General features: G+C 63.8%; 22 protein-coding genes. 13 read left to right on the top strand and 9 right to left on the bottom strand.

The annotated features are described in order from the left end of the window. Window positions 1-195 precede the first annotated feature (195 nt). The 3 genes from RAD04_RS32490 to kynU are packed head-to-tail and all read left to right on the top strand — an operon-like array spanning window position 196 to window position 3,104. Complete coding sequence (locus RAD04_RS32490; protein ID WP_461627050.1) at window positions 196-1,005, top strand: alpha/beta hydrolase; 810 nt, start codon at window positions 196-198, stop codon at window positions 1,003-1,005. A 36-nt stretch (window positions 1,006-1,041) separates the two neighbouring features. Beyond that, window positions 1,042-1,881: a tryptophan 2,3-dioxygenase gene (gene kynA / locus RAD04_RS32495; protein ID WP_461627051.1), complete on the top strand. Its 840-nt coding sequence runs from the start codon at window positions 1,042-1,044 to the stop codon at window positions 1,879-1,881. A 20-nt stretch (window positions 1,882-1,901) separates the two neighbouring features. After that, the gene (gene kynU, locus RAD04_RS32500; protein WP_461627052.1) at window positions 1,902-3,104 is read left to right on the top strand and encodes a kynureninase; all 1,203 of its coding nucleotides are present in this window, start codon (window positions 1,902-1,904) and stop codon (window positions 3,102-3,104) included. 180 nt (window positions 3,105-3,284) lie between these two features. Here the strand turns inward: kynU and RAD04_RS32505 are convergent, their stop codons facing one another. Further along, window positions 3,285-4,064, bottom strand: a complete 780-nt coding sequence (locus tag RAD04_RS32505; protein WP_461627161.1) for a cobalamin-binding protein — start codon at window positions 4,062-4,064, stop codon at window positions 3,285-3,287. 117 nt (window positions 4,065-4,181) lie between these two features. Between RAD04_RS32505 and RAD04_RS32510 the strand changes: the two genes are divergently transcribed. After that, complete coding sequence (locus RAD04_RS32510; RefSeq protein ID WP_461627053.1) at window positions 4,182-4,580, top strand: PaaI family thioesterase; 399 nt, start codon at window positions 4,182-4,184, stop codon at window positions 4,578-4,580. 167 nt (window positions 4,581-4,747) lie between these two features. Then, on the top strand, window positions 4,748-5,359 hold the full coding sequence (locus RAD04_RS32515) for a GNAT family N-acetyltransferase (protein WP_461627162.1): 612 nt from the start codon (window positions 4,748-4,750) through the stop codon (window positions 5,357-5,359). A gap of 80 nt (window positions 5,360-5,439) precedes the next feature. Here RAD04_RS32515 and RAD04_RS32520 read toward each other — a convergent pair whose 3' ends face one another. The 4 genes from RAD04_RS32520 to RAD04_RS32535 form a co-directional block, all read right to left on the bottom strand. Next, window positions 5,440-5,745: a hypothetical protein gene (locus tag RAD04_RS32520; RefSeq protein WP_461627054.1), complete on the bottom strand. Its 306-nt coding sequence runs from the start codon at window positions 5,743-5,745 to the stop codon at window positions 5,440-5,442. 95 nt (window positions 5,746-5,840) lie between these two features. Continuing rightward, window positions 5,841-6,527: a DUF2161 domain-containing phosphodiesterase gene (locus RAD04_RS32525; RefSeq protein WP_461627055.1), complete on the bottom strand. Its 687-nt coding sequence runs from the start codon at window positions 6,525-6,527 to the stop codon at window positions 5,841-5,843. 100 nt (window positions 6,528-6,627) lie between these two features. Next, window positions 6,628-7,308: an SDR family oxidoreductase gene (locus RAD04_RS32530; protein ID WP_461627056.1), complete on the bottom strand. Its 681-nt coding sequence runs from the start codon at window positions 7,306-7,308 to the stop codon at window positions 6,628-6,630. 23 nt (window positions 7,309-7,331) lie between these two features. Continuing rightward, window positions 7,332-8,075: a tyrosine-protein phosphatase gene (locus tag RAD04_RS32535; RefSeq protein WP_461627057.1), complete on the bottom strand. Its 744-nt coding sequence runs from the start codon at window positions 8,073-8,075 to the stop codon at window positions 7,332-7,334. A 72-nt stretch (window positions 8,076-8,147) separates the two neighbouring features. Here RAD04_RS32535 and RAD04_RS32540 point away from each other — a divergent pair, with 72 nt between their 5' ends. Continuing rightward, the gene (locus RAD04_RS32540) at window positions 8,148-8,474 is read left to right on the top strand and encodes an MliC family protein (protein WP_461627058.1); all 327 of its coding nucleotides are present in this window, start codon (window positions 8,148-8,150) and stop codon (window positions 8,472-8,474) included. Between the two features lie 111 nt (window positions 8,475-8,585). On the opposite strand, the gene RAD04_RS32545 is transcribed toward RAD04_RS32540, so the two are convergent. After that, window positions 8,586-8,789 (bottom strand): DUF2735 domain-containing protein, encoded by a 204-nt coding sequence (locus tag RAD04_RS32545; RefSeq protein WP_018317483.1) that lies wholly within the window; start codon window positions 8,787-8,789, stop codon window positions 8,586-8,588. 540 nt (window positions 8,790-9,329) lie between these two features. On the opposite strand from RAD04_RS32545, the gene RAD04_RS32550 reads away from it, so the two are divergent. The 6 genes from RAD04_RS32550 (at window position 9,330) to RAD04_RS32575 (ending at window position 14,008) form a co-directional block, all read left to right on the top strand. Beyond that, complete coding sequence (locus RAD04_RS32550) at window positions 9,330-10,364, top strand: glutamine synthetase beta-grasp domain-containing protein (protein ID WP_461627059.1); 1,035 nt, start codon at window positions 9,330-9,332, stop codon at window positions 10,362-10,364. 199 nt (window positions 10,365-10,563) lie between these two features. Further along, on the top strand, window positions 10,564-11,265 hold the full coding sequence (locus RAD04_RS32555; RefSeq protein ID WP_461627060.1) for a GrlR family regulatory protein: 702 nt from the start codon (window positions 10,564-10,566) through the stop codon (window positions 11,263-11,265). Window positions 11,266-11,283: 18 nt separating this feature from the next. Then, entirely contained in the window at window positions 11,284-11,967 is a 684-nt protein-coding gene (locus RAD04_RS32560) for a substrate-binding domain-containing protein (RefSeq protein WP_461627061.1), read from the top strand. Window positions 11,968-11,998: 31 nt separating this feature from the next. Beyond that, on the top strand, window positions 11,999-12,820 hold the full coding sequence (locus RAD04_RS32565) for a tetratricopeptide repeat protein (RefSeq protein WP_461627062.1): 822 nt from the start codon (window positions 11,999-12,001) through the stop codon (window positions 12,818-12,820). 70 nt (window positions 12,821-12,890) lie between these two features. Further along, window positions 12,891-13,040 (top strand): hypothetical protein, encoded by a 150-nt coding sequence (locus RAD04_RS32570; protein WP_007591825.1) that lies wholly within the window; start codon window positions 12,891-12,893, stop codon window positions 13,038-13,040. A 263-nt stretch (window positions 13,041-13,303) separates the two neighbouring features. Continuing rightward, window positions 13,304-14,008, top strand: a complete 705-nt coding sequence (locus RAD04_RS32575; protein ID WP_461627063.1) for a GrlR family regulatory protein — start codon at window positions 13,304-13,306, stop codon at window positions 14,006-14,008. 99 nt (window positions 14,009-14,107) lie between these two features. On the opposite strand, the gene RAD04_RS32580 is transcribed toward RAD04_RS32575, so the two are convergent. The 3 genes from RAD04_RS32580 to RAD04_RS32590 all read right to left on the bottom strand — a co-directional run bounded on the left by RAD04_RS32580 (window position 14,108) and on the right by RAD04_RS32590 (window position 16,297). After that, window positions 14,108-14,524 carry a RidA family protein gene (locus RAD04_RS32580; protein ID WP_461627064.1) on the bottom strand — a complete coding sequence of 139 codons (417 nt, stop codon included), beginning with the start codon at window positions 14,522-14,524 and terminating at the stop codon, window positions 14,108-14,110. A gap of 261 nt (window positions 14,525-14,785) precedes the next feature. Next, the gene (locus RAD04_RS32585; protein ID WP_461627065.1) at window positions 14,786-15,634 is read right to left on the bottom strand and encodes an SDR family NAD(P)-dependent oxidoreductase; all 849 of its coding nucleotides are present in this window, start codon (window positions 15,632-15,634) and stop codon (window positions 14,786-14,788) included. A gap of 246 nt (window positions 15,635-15,880) precedes the next feature. After that, window positions 15,881-16,297: an SRPBCC family protein gene (locus RAD04_RS32590; protein WP_461627066.1), complete on the bottom strand. Its 417-nt coding sequence runs from the start codon at window positions 16,295-16,297 to the stop codon at window positions 15,881-15,883. Window positions 16,298-16,645: 348 nt separating this feature from the next. Between RAD04_RS32590 and RAD04_RS32595 the strand changes: the two genes are divergently transcribed. Further along, on the top strand, window positions 16,646-16,912 hold the full coding sequence (locus RAD04_RS32595) for a hypothetical protein (protein WP_028144937.1): 267 nt from the start codon (window positions 16,646-16,648) through the stop codon (window positions 16,910-16,912). The last annotated feature ends 11 nt before the right edge of the window (window positions 16,913-16,923 follow it).

The raw sequence follows: 16,923 nt of genomic DNA on the forward strand, positions 1-16,923 counted from the left end.
GACTCTCCGGGGGTTCGAGTGTGGAAACCCAAACCTACCGGAAAGGCCACGCTCACCACCCCATGGAATCTACGGCATCTCGACTCGAGCACCAGCTGCCCCAAATCCTTTAAGCTTAAAAGAAGGACTAGGAGGCTGGCCTGACCAGTGGCAGACTGGCGCCCGGTTCGCTGGACGAGTCCTCTGGGAGTTACAATGCGCGATTGGGATGATGCTTACGCCAATTCGGCCCATATCCCCGGCTCGGACAAGATGCCTGGACAATGGGCCGAGCGGGCGGCGGATTACCGCGCCGGGCTGAAGAATTTTCGCCCCGACATCGCCTATGGCGCCGGTGAGCGTCAGCACCTCGACCTGATCCTGCCCGACAGCGACAGCAAGGGCCTCGTCGTCTTCGTCCACGGCGGCTATTGGATGCGCTTCGACAAGTCGACCTGGACGGATCTGGCCGAAGGCGCGCGCCAGCATGGCTGGACGGTGGCGTTGCCGAGCTACACGTTGACGCCGGCCGCACGCATCTCCGAAATCACCGCCGAGATCGCCGCGGCGATCGCCAAGGCGGCTTCGCTCGTCTCCGGGCCGATCCGGCTCGCCGGCCACTCCGCTGGCGGCCATCTCGTCACCCGCATGCTGTGCGACGACAGCCGGTTGGAGCCCGCCGTCTACAACCGTATCGCCGGTGCGCTCTCGATCAGCGGCCTGCATGATCTGCGTCCGCTGCTCAAGACGAAGATGAACGAGACGCTCGGCATGACCATGGAGGAGGCGACGCTCGAAAGCGCGGCGCTGCACCTGCCGCGCGGGCATTCTCCCGTCACCGCCTGGGTCGGTGGTAGCGAGCGGCCGGAATTCATCCGCCAGTCCGATCTGATGGCCAATGTCTGGACCGGCTTCGACGTGCCGACGCGCCTCGTCGTCGATCCCGGTCTGAACCACTTTACCGTGATCGACGGACTGAAGGATCCGTCATCGCCGATCACCGCGCGCCTGATCGGCCTCGACTGAGCAAAGCCGGGAAGATCGATCGAAAGGGCCTGCCCCATGACGTCCAACGATTACGATCCCACGAGAGAAGGCGCCGAGACCGATTTCGCCCGGCGCATGTCCTACGGCGACTACCTCGCGCTGGATGCGATCCTTGGCGCGCAACATCCGCTGTCGGAAGCGCATGACGAGATGCTGTTCATCATCCAGCATCAGACCACGGAGCTATGGATGCGCCTCGCCATCCACGAGCTCAGTGCCGCACGCCGTGCCATCGCCGGGGACAAGGTGCAGCCCGCCATGAAGATGCTGGCGCGGATGTCGCGGATCTTCGAGCAGCTCAACAACGCCTGGGACGTTCTGCGCACGATGACGCCGAGCGAATACACGCGTTTCCGTTCGCAGCTCGGACAGTCCTCCGGCTTCCAGTCGCGCCAATACCGGCTGATCGAATTCCTGCTCGGCAACCGCAACCACGCCATGCTCAAGCCGCACGAGCACGATGTGGAGACGACGAAGCTGCTCGAAGCTGAACTGGCGACGCCCAGCCTCTATGACGAGGTGCTCAGGCTCGCCGACCGCAACGGGCTGAAGATGCCGGCGGCGGTGCTGTCGCGCGACGTCCGCGAGACCCACAGCTTCAACGAAGGCGTGCTGCAGGCCTGGCGCGTCGTCTACGAGGCGCCGGAGACGCATTGGATGCTCTACGAGCTTGCCGAAAAACTGGTCGACTTCGAGGATTACTTCCGCCGCTGGCGCTTCAACCACGTGACGACGGTCGAGCGCGTCATCGGCTTCAAGCGCGGCACCGGCGGCACTGGTGGCGTCAGCTATCTCAAGCGCATGCTGGAGGTCGAGCTATTCCCCGAACTCTGGCGCGTCCGCACCATTCTGTAGAAATGCCCAAAGAAATGTCTATGACCAGATATCGCGTCTATGACGACACCAAAGCGCTGTTCCATCTGCCTGACGGCGTGATCTATCTCGATGGCAATTCGCTCGGCGCGCTGCCGCTGGGGGTGGCCGAGCGCGTCAACCGCGTCATCACGACCGAGTGGGGCAATGAGCTGATCCGCGCCTGGAACAGTGCAGGCTGGTATGCGCAGCCGCGCCATGTCGGCGATCGCATTGCGCGGCTGATCGGTGCCGAAGCCGGCTCGGTGATGGTCGGAGACACGCTGTCGCTCAAGGTCTACCAGGCGCTGGCTGCTGCGCTCGACATGAACCCGTCACGCAAGATCGTGCTCTCGGACACCGGCAATTTCCCGACTGATCTCTATATGGCCGAGGGCCTGATCGCCACGCTCGGGCGTGGCCATCAATTGCGTCTGGTGGCGCCGGAAGAGATCGCGGCTGCGTTGTCGGAGGAGGTCGCGGTGCTCTACATCACCGAGGTCGACTACCGCACCGGCCGCCGTCACGACATGGCGAAGCTCACGGCGGAGGCGCATGCGCTCGGCATCGTCACGGTCTGGGATCTCGCGCATTCGGCCGGCGCGCTGCCGGTCGATCTCGCCGGGAGCGGCGCCGATTTCGCGGCGGGGTGCACCTACAAATATCTCAACGCCGGTCCCGGCGCGCCGGCTTTCCTCTATGTCGCGCCACGCCACGCCGACAGCGCGCGTGCCGCTCTGTCGGGATGGATGGGGCATGCAAAGCCGTTCGCATTTGAGCTTGGCTATGCGGCCGCGGGTGGCGTCGAACGCATGCGCGTCGGCACACCCCCGGTTCTGGCAATGGCGGCGCTGGAGGCCTCGCTCGACATCTGGGACCGTGTCGATATGGCAGAGGTCCGTGCGCGCTCGCTGGCGCTCGGTGACTTGCTGATCGCCGAAGTCGCGCGCCGCTGCCCGTCTCTGAAGCTGGTGACCCCGCGCGCGCATGAGCATCGCGGCTCCCAAGTCTCCTTCGCCTTCGATGGCGGCTACGCAGCGATGCAAGCCCTGATCGCTCGCGGCGTCATCGGCGATTTCCGCGCGCCCGACATCATGAGGTTCGGAGTTACGCCGCTGTATATTGGTGAGACCGAGGTACTGAAGGCAGCCGAGATCATCGAGGAGGTGATCGCAGGCGAGGTCTGGCGGCGGCCGGAATATCAGGTCGTGAATGCGGTGACGTGAGGGAAGCCGTGCCCCGGACGCAGCGCAGCGCGCCGCACTTGCGGCGTGATGCGCTGCAGAGCCGGGGCCCACGCCGCACCGTGCTCCGTCGCGAGATGGGTCCCTGCTCTGCGCAGCAACCCTGGGGGCGTTGCAGCGCGTCCGGGACACGAGAGCGTCGGTGGCCGCGCTATTAGCGCTTCATCCCCACAACGCCATAACGATCGCATCCAGCCCGTCCGTCAGCGCCGCCGGTCCCGGTTGCAGAATGATCGGCGACTTGATCTCGACGATACGATCGTCGCGGACGGCCGGAATTTCACTCCAGCCCTCGCGCGCGCGGATGCGGGTTGGCACGACCTTCTTGCCGCACCAGGAGGCGAGGATGATTTCGGGCGCTGCCTCGCGTACCGCCTCCGCCGCAACGATGCGATCCTTCGCGGCCTGCTGACGTCGCAGCTCCGGAAAGATGTCCGTTCCGCCCGCGATCTCGATCAACTCCGACACCCAACCGATGCCCGAGATCAACGGATCGTCCCATTCCTCGAAATAAACTCTCGGCCGCGGCGAGGGGCGGGGTGTCGCGGCGATCGTGGCAAGGCGCCGCTCAAGGCCTTGCGCGAGTTCCTCCGCGCGTTCCGCCGCGCCGACCAGCGCACCCAGCGTGCGGATCATCGCCAAAATCCCGGTGACGTCGCGCTGGTTGAAGACGTGGACGTCGATGCCTGCGCGGACGAGATCGGCGACGATGCCGGCCTGGAGATCGGAGAAGGCCAGCACAAGGTCCGGTTCCAGCGCCAGGATTTTTGGAATGTCCGCGGACACGAACGCCGATACCCGCGGCTTCTCCCGCCGCACCTGGGGCGGGCGGACGGCGTAGCCGGAGACGCCGACGATGCGGTCCTGCTCGCCGAGCAGGTACAGCGTTTCGACGGTCTCTTCGGTCAGGCAGACGATGCGGCGGGGCGGGAAGTGGCGCATGGCGCTCCATATGCGCAAATGCCGCGGCGATGTCACGGCGGCCATTACCTCTGACGTCATTGCTTTGCCGCCCGAAGCAATTCACGCTGGGACAACAATCCATTGGGAGGACTTTTGATGACGCCGCTCGAGAAACTTAAAGCGATGAAGATGCCGTTTGCCGAGCTCAAGGGCGTCGAGTTCGTCGAGGCCGGGAAGGACCGCGTGGTGGCGCGGATGATGGTCCGGCCCGATCTCTGCACGCTGCACCACACCATCCATGGCGGCGCGGTGATGGCGCTGGCCGATTCCGTCGGCGCGGCCGCGACCGTGATCAACCTGCCTGAGGACGCCAAGGGCACGACCACGCTGGAGAGCAAGACCAATTTCATCGGCGGGGCGAAGGAGGGAACCACGCTCATCGCCACCGCGACCCCGGTTCATCGGGGCCGGCGGACCCAGGTTTGGACCACCCGGCTGGAGACCGAGGACGGCAAGCTGGTCGCCCTGGTCACCCAGACCCAGCTGGTCCTGTAAGACTACGGGGCGTTGATTTTATTAACGAATTGGTCGTCTCCCGTGCCTCTAAGTTGGGCAGGTCCTCGTCTTGCAAAAGATGCTGCGATGCACAATATAGGGGACCTAGGGATTCGAACGCCTCCTCGAGGGACACCAAGAGGAGTTTTGACTTGTCACTCGAAGATTTGGCCCTTGAGGCCATCACCCGCACAACCCACGTTCCGGGCTATGTGCGGACCTTGAGCCAGCAGGAAGAATTGCCGCTCCTGCGCGATCATCTGCTGCGGCTCGATGCCGGAAGCCGGCACGACCGTTTTAACGGCTTTCTCGACGACTCATTCATCGAGCGTTACGCCGCCCGCTGCGCCGAGGACGGCACCGTGATCGTCGCCTATATCGTCGACGGCGTGGTCCGTGGTGCTGCCGAGCTGCATCCGCCCGAAGATGGTTCGCTGCCTGAAGTTGCCTTCAGTGTGGAAGCCACCGCGCGCCGCCAGGGCGTCGGCACGGTCTTGTTCAGCCGCCTGATCGCTGAAGCGCGCTGGAAAGGCTATAAGAGCCTGCGCATCACCACGGGCGCCGAGAATCACGCCATGCGGGCGCTCGCCAGGAAGTTCGGCGCGCATCTGGCTTTCCGCCACGGCGAATCGACTGGCACTATCGACCTCGCCAAGACGCCTGAGGCCGAACTCGCCGATCTCGCGGCCTCGCCGTTCAGGGCCGGCCGCGCTTTGCTCAGCTTCAACTCGACCTGCTGGAAGATCATCTCCAGCATGTACGGCCATCGCGCCGCCTGAGTTCAGGAAACTGTCGGGAATCAAAAAGCGGACCGGCAAAACCGGTCCGCTTTCGTATTGGGAGCAGGGAATGAAGCCCTTTAGGTGCCAGTGCGTGTGGCGGCGCCGAAGCGGCGGACGACGCGGCGTTCGACCACCACCGACCGCTGTGCGCCCTGTTCGCCGGCGATCACGCGCGTGGCAGTGATGCGGCTGTTGGTGCGCGCCTGCTTCTTGACCTCGGCCTGCACGACATCAAGCGGCATCCCCATCAGAGCTGCGGCGATCTCGGCCTGCTGCTCATGATCGTCGGTGATGCCGACGGCGGCGAAGATCGCCTCGTCCAGGGTGGGCGGATCATGGCGGACGCGCCGCGTGCCATATTTGGTATTCCAGTCTGCGCTCATAACGGCCTCGTTTTGATGCCGGGATACCTAGTGCCGCAAATGTTGCATTGCAATATGAAATTAGTGTGGCATCTCAGCTATGCACCGGTCGGGTGTCAGGGCGGTGACGCGACACCGGCATCGATCTCAACCCGTTGTTGCGGCCAGCGCTTCAGGGCGGCATGCCCGGCCTCGGTGAGCCCGTAAATTCCCCGGTCGGCCCGTTCGAACCAGCCATACACATTGTTAAGCAAGATCTTGCCGGCGTCAGGGCAGCGCTCGCGCAAATCGCGCACGGGCCGCGGCCCGTCGGCGAGCGCCGAGGCGCAGGCCAGAGCCTGCTGCCGATAGGCCGTCATGATCGGCGCGCGGGTGCTGCCGCCGAGCACGGGATCGCCCTGGCGGCGCTGGTGTTCCGCGACGAGACGCGACCGTACCTTCGGCTCGCGGCGCGGCGCCGCCGTCGGCGGCTTCACCAGCACCTCGACCTCGCCACGATCGGTCACGCCGAGCATGCCGAAGCCGAGGCGGCGGCAGAGATTGCGATAGCGCGCATCGCTCTCGCGCCCCTTGCCCCGGATCGACATCTTGGCCGCGATCCAGACCTCGTCGCCAGCCGGTGCGCGGTCGACCGCCTGGAGGATCAGCTCGAGATTGAAGGCGAGCTTGAGCTCGCCGATCACCACCAAGGGCGGATCGCCGGCGCTGAGGCCCACGAGATCGCAGCCGCCGATCTCGCCCTTCACGGTGAAGCCGAGCTCTTCGAGGAAGCGTTTGACGGGCAGGTAAAGCGCGGTTTCCAAAGGGGACGTCCGGTCGGAGAATCAGTTGTGGGCAGTTTAGAGCCTTCTGGGGTCCGATTGAATCAGAGCTGCCGCGCAGGAGGATCCGAACGCAACGCGCTTACACCCGTCCACCCACCGGGATCAGCGCACCTGTGACGCCGCTGGCCGCGTCGCTGGCGAGGAACAGGATGACCTCGGCGAGTTCCTGCGGCGTCACCCATTTGGAGAAGTCTGCTTTCGGCATATCGGCGCGGTTGGCTGCGGTGTCGATGATCGACGGCAGCACCGCGTTGACGGTGACTTTGCCTTTCCACTCGCTGGCGAGCGCTTCGGTGAGCCGGTGCACGCCCGCTTTCGAGGCCGCATAGGGACCCATGCCGGAGCCTGCCCGGAGCGCGCCCATGGCGCCGATATTGACGATGCGGCCGGCCCTGGACGCTGCGAGATGCGGCAGCGCCGCGCGCGAGGCGTTGAGCGCGGTCAGGACGTTCAGCGCGTACATGCGCTGCCACGTCTTGATGTCGCCATCGCCCACGGTTTCGAAGGCGAAGCCGCCGGCGATGTTGACGAGCGCGTCGAGCCTGCCGAAATGCTTGGCTGCCGCATCAATTGCCGTCTTCGCCTGCGCCGCGTCAGAGAGGTTGACGCCGCCGATCTCGATGCTCTCGGGCGTTGCGGGACTCTGCGAAGGCGCTTGATCGATGCCGGCCACGCGCGCGCCGCGCGATCGTGCGATCTCCGCAACCACCTTGCCGAGCGCGCCGTGTGCGCCTGTCACGATCAGGACCTTGCCTTGCATCATCGTTCTCCGGGCACGGCTGTCTATGATTGCAGATAGCGCGTCTTCAGCGCGGTCCGCTCCGCCGTGCCGAGCTTGAGGGCGTCGCGCAAATAGGTTTCGAGATCGCCATATTCACTGCCGATGGCTTCGAATGCAGCGGCAAGGTACGAGGCTTCGACGCTGCCGATGGCATTGCGTACGTCCTCCGGCAGGTCGAAGGCGGCCGTCGCATCGCGCTTGTAATGCCGGTTGGTGAGCAGATAGTCCTCGGCAATGATTTCATCGGGCACGCCCAGCGCATGCAGGATCAGCGCGCTGGCAAAGCCGGTGCGGTCCTTGCCCGCCGTGCAATGGATCACCAGCGGCGCCCGGTCCTCCAGGAGATGGCCGAACAGGTTGCGAAAGCTGTTCGTGTGGTGGCGAACGTAGTTGCGATAGGATTCGCGCATGAGCTCCAGCGCGACCGGTGCAGTCAGCGTGCCGCTTGCGAGTTCGGTACGCAGCGCAGCCACGACGCTCGGCTCGATCGGCAGCGAATGCACCGTGATCTCGCTGACAACGCAGACGCCGGCCGCGCGCTCCTCAACCCCTCGGAAATCGAAAGCGCTGCGTACCCCCAGCGCGCGGACGATCTCGATATCGGCGGCGGTGAGTTGGCCGAGATGGTTGGAGCGGAAGATGTGCCGCCAGCGCGTGGTGCGTCCGTCGGTGGTCGGGTAGCCGCCGAGGTCGCGAAAATTGCTGGCGCCTTGCAGGGCGAGGTGACGGGCAGGGGAATCTGACATGGGATCGGCTTCGGTTATGGTTCCATTGGGCGCACGAGGGGGCGTCCTTGAAAGCTATTACAGGGGGCGATCATGGGCCGGCACAAGGCCATTCTTTTGACGACCGCCATGCTGGCAGCTGGAATGACCAGTGCGCGGCAGACTGAAGCGCAGACGTTCCAGACCTATCGCTGCGCCGATGGTACGCAGTTCATCGTTGCATTTTATGACGCCGACAAGCGGGCCTTTCTCCAGATCGATGGCGAGCCGGTCACGCTCGCCAAGCGGCTGTCGGTCGCCGGCGCACGCTATTCGGGGGCGGGGGTCACCCTAACGATTCCCAAGAGGGGATCCACCACGGTGAAGCATCTGAGGCGGCCGGTCACGGCATGCGCGGTGATCGAAAAGCCCGGGATCTAGCCGGGAGGGCAGCTGGAATTCAAAAAGGGCCGAAACATCGCTGTTTCGACCCTTTTCGAGCTGCCGCCGGGCGCCTGCGAGAGCGCGGCGGTTTCAAACCGACCATAGGCATTAGCGATCCCATTTCGGCTTGGCGTCGTCGACCGCCTCCTGGTGGTACCAGCTGTCGCTGCAGATCGAGACATTCGCCGGAAGCGAAGCGTGATCGGCAGGAAGGCGGGTCTCGCCATAGCGGCGTCCCGCGAGAGCCGCGCGGCCCCCGACCGGGAATTGGTAGATCGTTGCCGATCCGTGACTCAGACCATTGTTCATCATTACGATTTCTCCTTGGTCGAAGCGCCTTGGCCTCCATGGTGCGCCCGACTCGTTCGATTGTGGTTACTGGAATCCCCATATCGGCCGCGCATCCCGAAATGCAAAGTGCTGAAAACGAAATCAGTTTCCGCCCAATTTGTAGGCATATGGCCTGCTGCATCCCCTAAGGCACGGTGTCGGTGGCTAACCGCTGGGCCATTCCAAAGGTTGCTAGGCAGGGGCATGTAGCTTTGCAAAAATTGCCGAACGTTGATGCGCGTTTCATCGGCAACCTGGGGCACGGGCCGGCCTGCATCAGAATCGGGCGTTTTTCGCGGGATTTTTGCGGTGCAGCTACACGCAAAGGTGCGCCGCTATGACGCACGACGCCGTCGGCGTCGCGTCGACACCGGGCAGGGGACAACCGCGGTGGAGAACCTCCCGCGCTGCGGCCTTTTGGCACGTTAAATGCTTGTAAAGGGCCGGCCGATGATGGCCGGGTACAAAACGTTCGGGGGCCGCCAGGCCCCCAACCTTTCGCATCATCTACAGAGAGGCTCAATGACCAAGTATAAGCTCGAGTACATCTGGCTCGACGGATATACGCCGACTCCGAACCTGCGCGGCAAAACTCAGATCAAGGAATTCGCGTCGTTCCCGACGCTCGAGCAGCTTCCGCTCTGGGGCTTCGATGGCTCCTCCACCCAGCAGGCCGAAGGCCACAGCTCCGATTGCGTGCTGAAGCCGGTCGCCGTCTTCCCGGACGCCGCGCGCACCAACGGTGTGCTCGTGATGTGCGAAGTCATGATGCCCGATGGCAAGACCCCGCACGCCTCCAACAAGCGCGCCACCATTCTCGACGACGCAGGCGCCTGGTTCGGCTTCGAGCAGGAGTACTTCTTCTACAAGGACGGCCGTCCGCTCGGCTTCCCGACCTCGGGTTATCCGGCGCCGCAGGGCCCGTACTACACCGGTGTCGGCTATTCGAACGTCGGCGACGTCGCCCGCAAGATCGTCGAAGAGCACCTCGACCTCTGCCTCGCGGCCGGCATCAACCATGAAGGCATCAACGCGGAAGTCGCCAAGGGCCAGTGGGAATTCCAGATCTTCGGCAAGGGCTCCAAGAAGGCCGCTGACGAAATGTGGATGGCCCGCTATTTGATGCTGCGCCTCACCGAGAAGTACGGCATCGACATCGAATTCCACTGCAAGCCGCTCGGCGACACCGACTGGAACGGCTCCGGCATGCACGCCAACTTCTCGACCGAGTACATGCGCACGGTCGGCGGCAAGGAGTATTTCGAGGCCCTGATGGCCGCCTTCGACAAGAACCTGATGGACCACATCGCCGTCTACGGCCCGGACAACGACAAGCGTCTGACCGGCAAGCACGAGACCGCGCCGTGGAACAAGTTCAGCTACGGCGTTGCCGACCGCGGCGCTTCGATCCGCGTGCCGCACTCCTTCGTCAACAATGGCTACAAGGGTTATCTGGAAGACCGTCGTCCGAACTCGCAAGGCGACCCATACCAGATCGCTTCGCAGATCCTGAAGACGATCGCCTCCGTGCCGGCCGACAAGAAGGCCGCGGCCTAAGATCCTCCCGGCCCGGGCTGGGGGGCTGGCCCGGGTTGGCTTTCAATCCGCCGGAGCTGCAAGGCTCCGGCGGATTTTTAGCATCTTGATGACAGCCATTCCCGTGACGCAGCAGGGCTGCGTCACGTGAAACCTGTCCATCTCAGTCCAAAGCGGGATAGAGTGCCCCGCAGGATGCGCGCAGGGCCGGGGACGGCTGGTGTTTGAAGGCTTCTACAAGGTGAAATTTCAGCTCGGCGACGCCGTCGGCCGGAGCGTGATGCATGCCGGCAACGGCAAGATGCTCGGCGGCAATTCGGCCTTCGCCCATATCGGCACCTACGAGAAGACCGACAGCGGCGTCGACGTCGTGATCAGCACCGTCCGCCATAACCCCGATCCGAATTACCGCGCCATGGCGGGCACCGACGATGCGACCTTGCTCGCCAAGGGCTGGGCGGATGGCAACCTCTATCGCTTCAAGGGCGAGCTGAAGGAGCTGCCCGGCATTCCCTTCCAGTCGGTGATGACGCCGATCACGGAAGACGAGGTGCCGATCGCCGGTGGCGTCGGCGAAGCCGGCATCGCCGACGGCCTCTACTCAATCCACCTGCGCATGCTCGACGGTCTCGATGGCGGCCTCACCGGCGTGATGCTGCTCAACCGGGGCCGCATTCTCGGCGGCGATGCGGCATTCTACTATCTCGGCAGCTACACCGCCGCGAACGGGCGCTGGAAGGGCCAGATTCTCAACCAGGAGCACACGCCGGCGAAGGATGACCCGATCTTCGGCGGCCACGAGGTCGGTATCGGCTTCTCGGGCAGCTACGATGCGGAGCAGGCGGTGCTGGAGGCGACTGCGCTTGCCGGCAAGCGCAGCCTGCGCCTGACCGCCGCGCTCAAGCTGATGCATCGCGCCTGATCGCGACGGAAATCGCTCATGGAAAACCTTCGCATGCTCTCGACGCTCGGCCTGATGGGTGCGATGCGCAGCCTGTCGTCCGCGTACGAAGCCGCAACCGGCGTCGGCATCGATGCCGACTTCGCGCCGACCCTCGCTTTGCTGAAGCGCCTGCGCGACGGCGAGGCCGCCGACCTCGTGATCCTCACGCGCGAGGGGCTGGATGAGATGATCGGCGAGGGCCGCGTGCTGGCCGAGAGCGCGGCCGATCTGGCGCGTTCCTATGTCGGCATTGCGGTGCGGGCAGGGCAGGCGCATTCCGATATCGGAAGCGAAGCGGCACTGCGCAGGACGCTGCTCGCAGCGCGGTCCATTGCCTATTCGCGGCTAGGTGCGAGCGGCGTCTACTTCGCCCAGTTGATCGTGCGGATGGGGATCGCAGCCGAGATCAACGCAAAGGCGACCATCGTCGAGCAGGGCTTTACGGCGGAGCGTCTCGTCAGCGGCGAGGCCGATCTCGCCGTGCAGCAGATCAGCGAGCTGAAGCAGGTCGCCGGCATCGAGGTGGTCGGTCCGATCCCGCAGGAATTGCAGACACCGGCGGTGTTCTCCGCCGGCCGCATGGCAGGGGCGAAGCATGCCGACGCCGCGGACCGGCTGCTGCGCTATCTGGCATCGCCCGAGGTCGTACCCGTCCTGCGCCAATCGGGACTCGAGCCTTGAATTTGCCGGGGCGGGGACGCAAGTGACGACCATGCGGACTTGTCTCCTTGCCATCGTCCTGGTGCTCGCCGCGCCCTTGGCGGCGCGCGCGCAATCGGCCGATCTGGTGTTGTGCGACCGGGTCGCGGCCGATCCCAGCGATCCCGACAAGCCGGCTGACGTGAGGGGCGTCGCGGAGATCGCGTCTTCCGACGTCGCGACGGCGATCAGGTTCTGCAAGCAGGCCGCTCCGTCCTCGCGCCGCGCGATGTTCGCGCTCGGCCGCGCTTACGCGGCCAACCGGCAGACGGCGGAGGCGATCGTCGCCTGGCGCAAGGCCGCCGACAAGGGATCGAGCGCAGCCATGGTCGAGCTCGGTGTTGCCTATGGCACCGGCTCCGGCATCGCCAAGGACGAGGCGCAGGCGCGAAAACTGTTCGAGAAGGCGGCGCAATCAGGCAACCCCCGCGGCGTCAGCAACCTCGGTGCGCTCGGCGGTGCAGGTGGCGCCGCGCCGGCCGATCCCGCGCAGGCGCGGGCGCTGCTCGGCAAGGCGGCCGAGACCAATGCGGAGGCGCAGTATCAGCTCGGCCTGATGCTCTCCGAAGGCACGGGCGGTGCAAAGGACGACGTCGCGGCGCGTGGGCTGTTCGAGAAGGCGGCGGCGCAAAACCATCCCGGCGCGCTGGAGCGAATGGGGGCCTTCGCGGAAGGCGGCCGCGGCGGCGCAAAGGACAAGGACGCCGCCAAGACCTATTACGAGCGCGCCGCCGCGCTCGGCGACGAGGACGCCAAGAAGGCGCTGGAGCGGCTGCGCTGCCCCTACGCGATCAAGGACAAGCAGGGCAAGCTCGTCACCACGCTGTGTTTCTGAGCAGAGCTACACGCGACGGAACCTCAATCGCGTGGACGCCGTTGATCTCAAGACACAACGGAGCGCGATCATGATCCGCAAACTGGCATCGGGCGAATACCGCCTCTATTCACGCAAGGTGAATCCGAAGACCGGCAAGCGTCGTAACCTCGGGACCTTCCGGAGCCGTGCGGCCGCCGAGAAGCACGAGCGCGAGGTGCAGTATTTCAAGCGTCACTGACGCCTGATGAGCCCGCGGCAAGCAAAAAACGCAAAAACAACCCCATGCACAGTAGCCAAGCCTTTGAAATAGCAGATCAAACGAAATCGTTGCCTGCGGATTAGGCGAAATGGATGTTTGACCCGTCGGGCAAATCAGAGGCATGAAGGCATCGTGCAGGCGGAGGTTCCGCAAGGCCCCTGCGCGGAAAAGCCGGATGGCCTGGCTGGGGCAGCAGTGCTAGGTAGCCCACGATTCTTTTCCGATTTTGCGGGTTCATTGCGTTGCTGGACGGACTCTACAAGGTTGAATACGGCGTCAACGATGCGTTCGGGCGCAGCATCATGTGCCTGCACGACGGCAAGATGCTGGGCGGTAATTCGGCCTTCGCGCATCTTGGCACCTATGTCGAGCGTGATGGCGAGATCATCGCCGAGGTGATCACCGAGCGACATAACGAGGATCCCCATTACAAGCCGCTGATGGGCGCCGACGTCGCCAGGATCGGCGCACGCGGCCGGCTGCACGGCAACCAGATTCGTCTTGCGGGCGGCGCGGACACCATGCCGGGCGCGGGCTTCTGGGCCAATCTGACGCGTCTCGATGACGGGGCGCTGCCACCACGCGGCACGATCGGGCCGGGCGGCATCGCCAACGGGCTTTACGGGATGGGTCTGCGCGCGCTCGACGGCGTCGATGCAGGGCTCTCCGGCGTGATGCTGCTGATCGACGGCCGCATCCTCGGCGGCGATGCGTTCTTCTACTATCTCGGCTCTTACTCTTCGGCGGACGGCCGCTGGAAGGGCGAGATGCTCAACCAGGAGCACACGCCGGCCAAGGGCGAGAACCCCGTGTTTGGCGGCTATGAGGTCGGGATCGGCTTCTCGGGGACCTGCAACGAGGATAGCGGCGAGCTCGAAGGCATCGCACTCGCGGGCAAGCGCAGCTTGCGGCTGGCGGCTTCGCTCAGGTTGATGAGAAGGGCTTAGCACGTTTGCTCGCAAGGGCGGATGTCCGGTTGCTGAGATGAAGCGGCCCTCGACGCGTCGGCGCGGCGATGTCAGCTAGTGACCCGCAAGAGACATCACTCAGCTTCCGGCAACGAAGATAATTGACGGCTCAACCTCAATTAAGAATTCCTCTCGCGCCAGGCTCGGCACACCTATCCAAGTAGCACACGGTGGCCGGTCACCAAAGGTTTCCATCAGTGCGTCGCTAATCGCCTTGCCTTGGTCGATATGGCTTTGCCGGATGTAAAGTCTTATTGCGCCGACTTGATCGAGCGTCGCGCTGACCGACGCCAACGCTGTGGCTAAATTCTCCAGACTTTTCTTCAGTTGAATGCCGATGTCATTCGCACCCACTATGTTGCGGTCCGCGTCCCAGGCTACCTGTCCCGAAACATGAACTGCATCGCCGAAGGGCGTGGGCACGATAGAGACCTGGGCGAACCCAAATTGCAGGCTATCGAAGAGTGTTAGTGGAGACTGGACGGAACGTCCCATTGCATGTCCTGCGGTGTTGATTGATAGATGTCCACTTTAGCTCATACCCCAGCGCATTGTCCGTTTTGGCCCTTGGCTGACTTCAGCCCTGAGAGCGGCGATGTCCGCTTCCCAGAGATGACCTGACCAGGGTCATACTGACTGCCGAGGGCAGTTTTGAACCGATTGAGACATTGGCGGTCCACTGCGCAACGGTTTTGAAGCCGGTTTCAGCCTGTCAGAATGATTGTTTTGGCCGCTATGATGAAAGCGGCGGCGCGCTCAGCGTTGCGGGGTGCGCCCGCGGATGTGGTCAAAGCCTTGCTTGATTGCGGCGAAGCGCGCTTCGACCATCGGCTCAAATTCCAAATCGGTGAAGATATAGGGCAAGTCCTTTTCGACGCCTTCGCGGACGAGTTCACCGACATAGTTGGGTTCTATGCCCTGAGAGATTCGTTCCCGGAGCATATTGATCCGCTCGGCACGCGGGCCCGAAGTCGGCAAGGCAGGCAGCCCCCCTTCGAAGCGTTTGGGGAGATTGCGTCTTGAGTTCATGATTTGGGTGCGGATGACCCCTGGACACAACACCGATACACCAATCCCTCGCGGCGCGAGTTCACGCCGCAGGCCCTCGGACAGCGCGACAACGCCATACTTGGAGACGTTGTATGCATTGCTCTCCCCTGAAATAAGGCCAGCGATCGAGGCTGTGGAGACGATGTGTCCACCCTCGCCATGCTGCTCGATCAACGGCCCGAAAATCTCGATCCCCCAAATGGTCGCCATCAGGTTGACGCCCAAGGTCCAGTTCCACGAGGCCTCGGTCCAGGCGCCATAAGGCCCACCGCCGCCGACGCCCGCATTGTTGACGAGGATGTGCACCTTGCCATAGCGGGCAGTCGTGGCTTCGGCGGCCGCCACGAGTTCGGCTTTGAGTGAAACGTCCGCTTTCACGCCGTCGATGTCGACGTTGGTGAGCCTCAGTTGCTCGAGCGCTGCGGACAGAGCCGCTTCTTCAATGTCGCAAAGCATGACTTTAGCGCCCGCTTGAGCGAAAGCGGTCGCGATCCCCAGTCCAATGCCCGACGCTGCACCGGTCACGAACGCAGTCTTTCCAGCGAGTTCCTTCACGCGCAGCCTCCCCGTGGAAGCGGACACCTGGCGCCAATACGCCAAGTGTCTCCGGACGCCATATGACCGTGTTTTCGCGCGATTGGGAAGCGTGCCGAATGTCCGCGCGTTGGCCCGTGGCTGGCCTCGGTCGCCGCCTGTCGGACGTCAGCGGCGATCCCAAGCGGACTATTCAGTTTCCGTCAGGTACTCCGCGGAAATCCGACCACGCCTGTCAGGATCTCCATCTCCTGCCTACACACGACGTCACGACTTGTTTTGTTTTGCCTCCACATACCGCGCGAAACTGTCGAGGATCGCCTGCCAACCGCCTTGCTGCTGCTCGACCGAGTGCGTCGGTTCGCCATCGAAAACGACGCGGACGACAACGCCGTTTGGGCCGGGCAAGAACTCGACTTCGGCCTTTCGATCGCCGAACGCGTATTCGATCCGCTTCTGTTCAACGATCTTCGTGTAAGTGCCGGCGAAGTCGAAACCCATGCTGCCGTCCTTGGCCTCCATGCGCGACGAGAACGCGCCGCCATCACGCAAGTCAACCGTAGCCCTGGTCGTATGCCAGTCGTCGGACGCGGCGTTCCACTTCACGATGTCGGCAGGCGTCGTATAGGCACGCCAGACCTGATCGACGGGGGCGGCTACGTTGGTCTCGACGGTAATTCTCATGGGCATTGCTCCAGGTTCACTTTGACGGCTCGAGGCGACGACATCACTTCACGTCACGGGTCCATACAGGGCACTTCCGAGCAGTGTCCACCCGAGGACGATCGAGACCGGCCCATGCCGACATGGTCGCGCCGTTAATGTGTAAAAAAGCGAAAGGGTGTCATCAGAACGCCTCGGGGCCATCCGCTAGCGACCGCGATCAAATTCACGGGCCCTGTGGCGAGTTCGGTATCGGCGCCGAGGCAAAGATCATGACGCCGATGCCCGAAGCGGAAGTTGCTCTCGGACGCGTCGAGGAACGGCCTCTGGCGCAGCTTGTTGGTCCGGCAAGCATCAGGAGGCGTGACCATGGAACGCATCAGCAAGGGCCAGATCCTCCTGCTCGCCGTTTTGGCCATGATCCTGATTTTGACCGGTGTCTGGGCCGTTTCGGTATGGAATGCCAGCAGCGGGGTCGAGATCGGCAAGCACGGCTGGATCGCGCTAGGCCTTGGCACATTTTTCTCCTTGCTGATCGGATGCGGACTGATGGCGCTGATGTTCTTCAGCAGCCGCAGCGGTCACGATGACAGCGCCGATCCCTTCCGGCACAAGCAAGACAAATCGGCCGAGTGACGTTCGAGGTC

The sequence above is a fragment of the Bradyrhizobium sp. 25ACV genome, assembly GCF_054863005.1.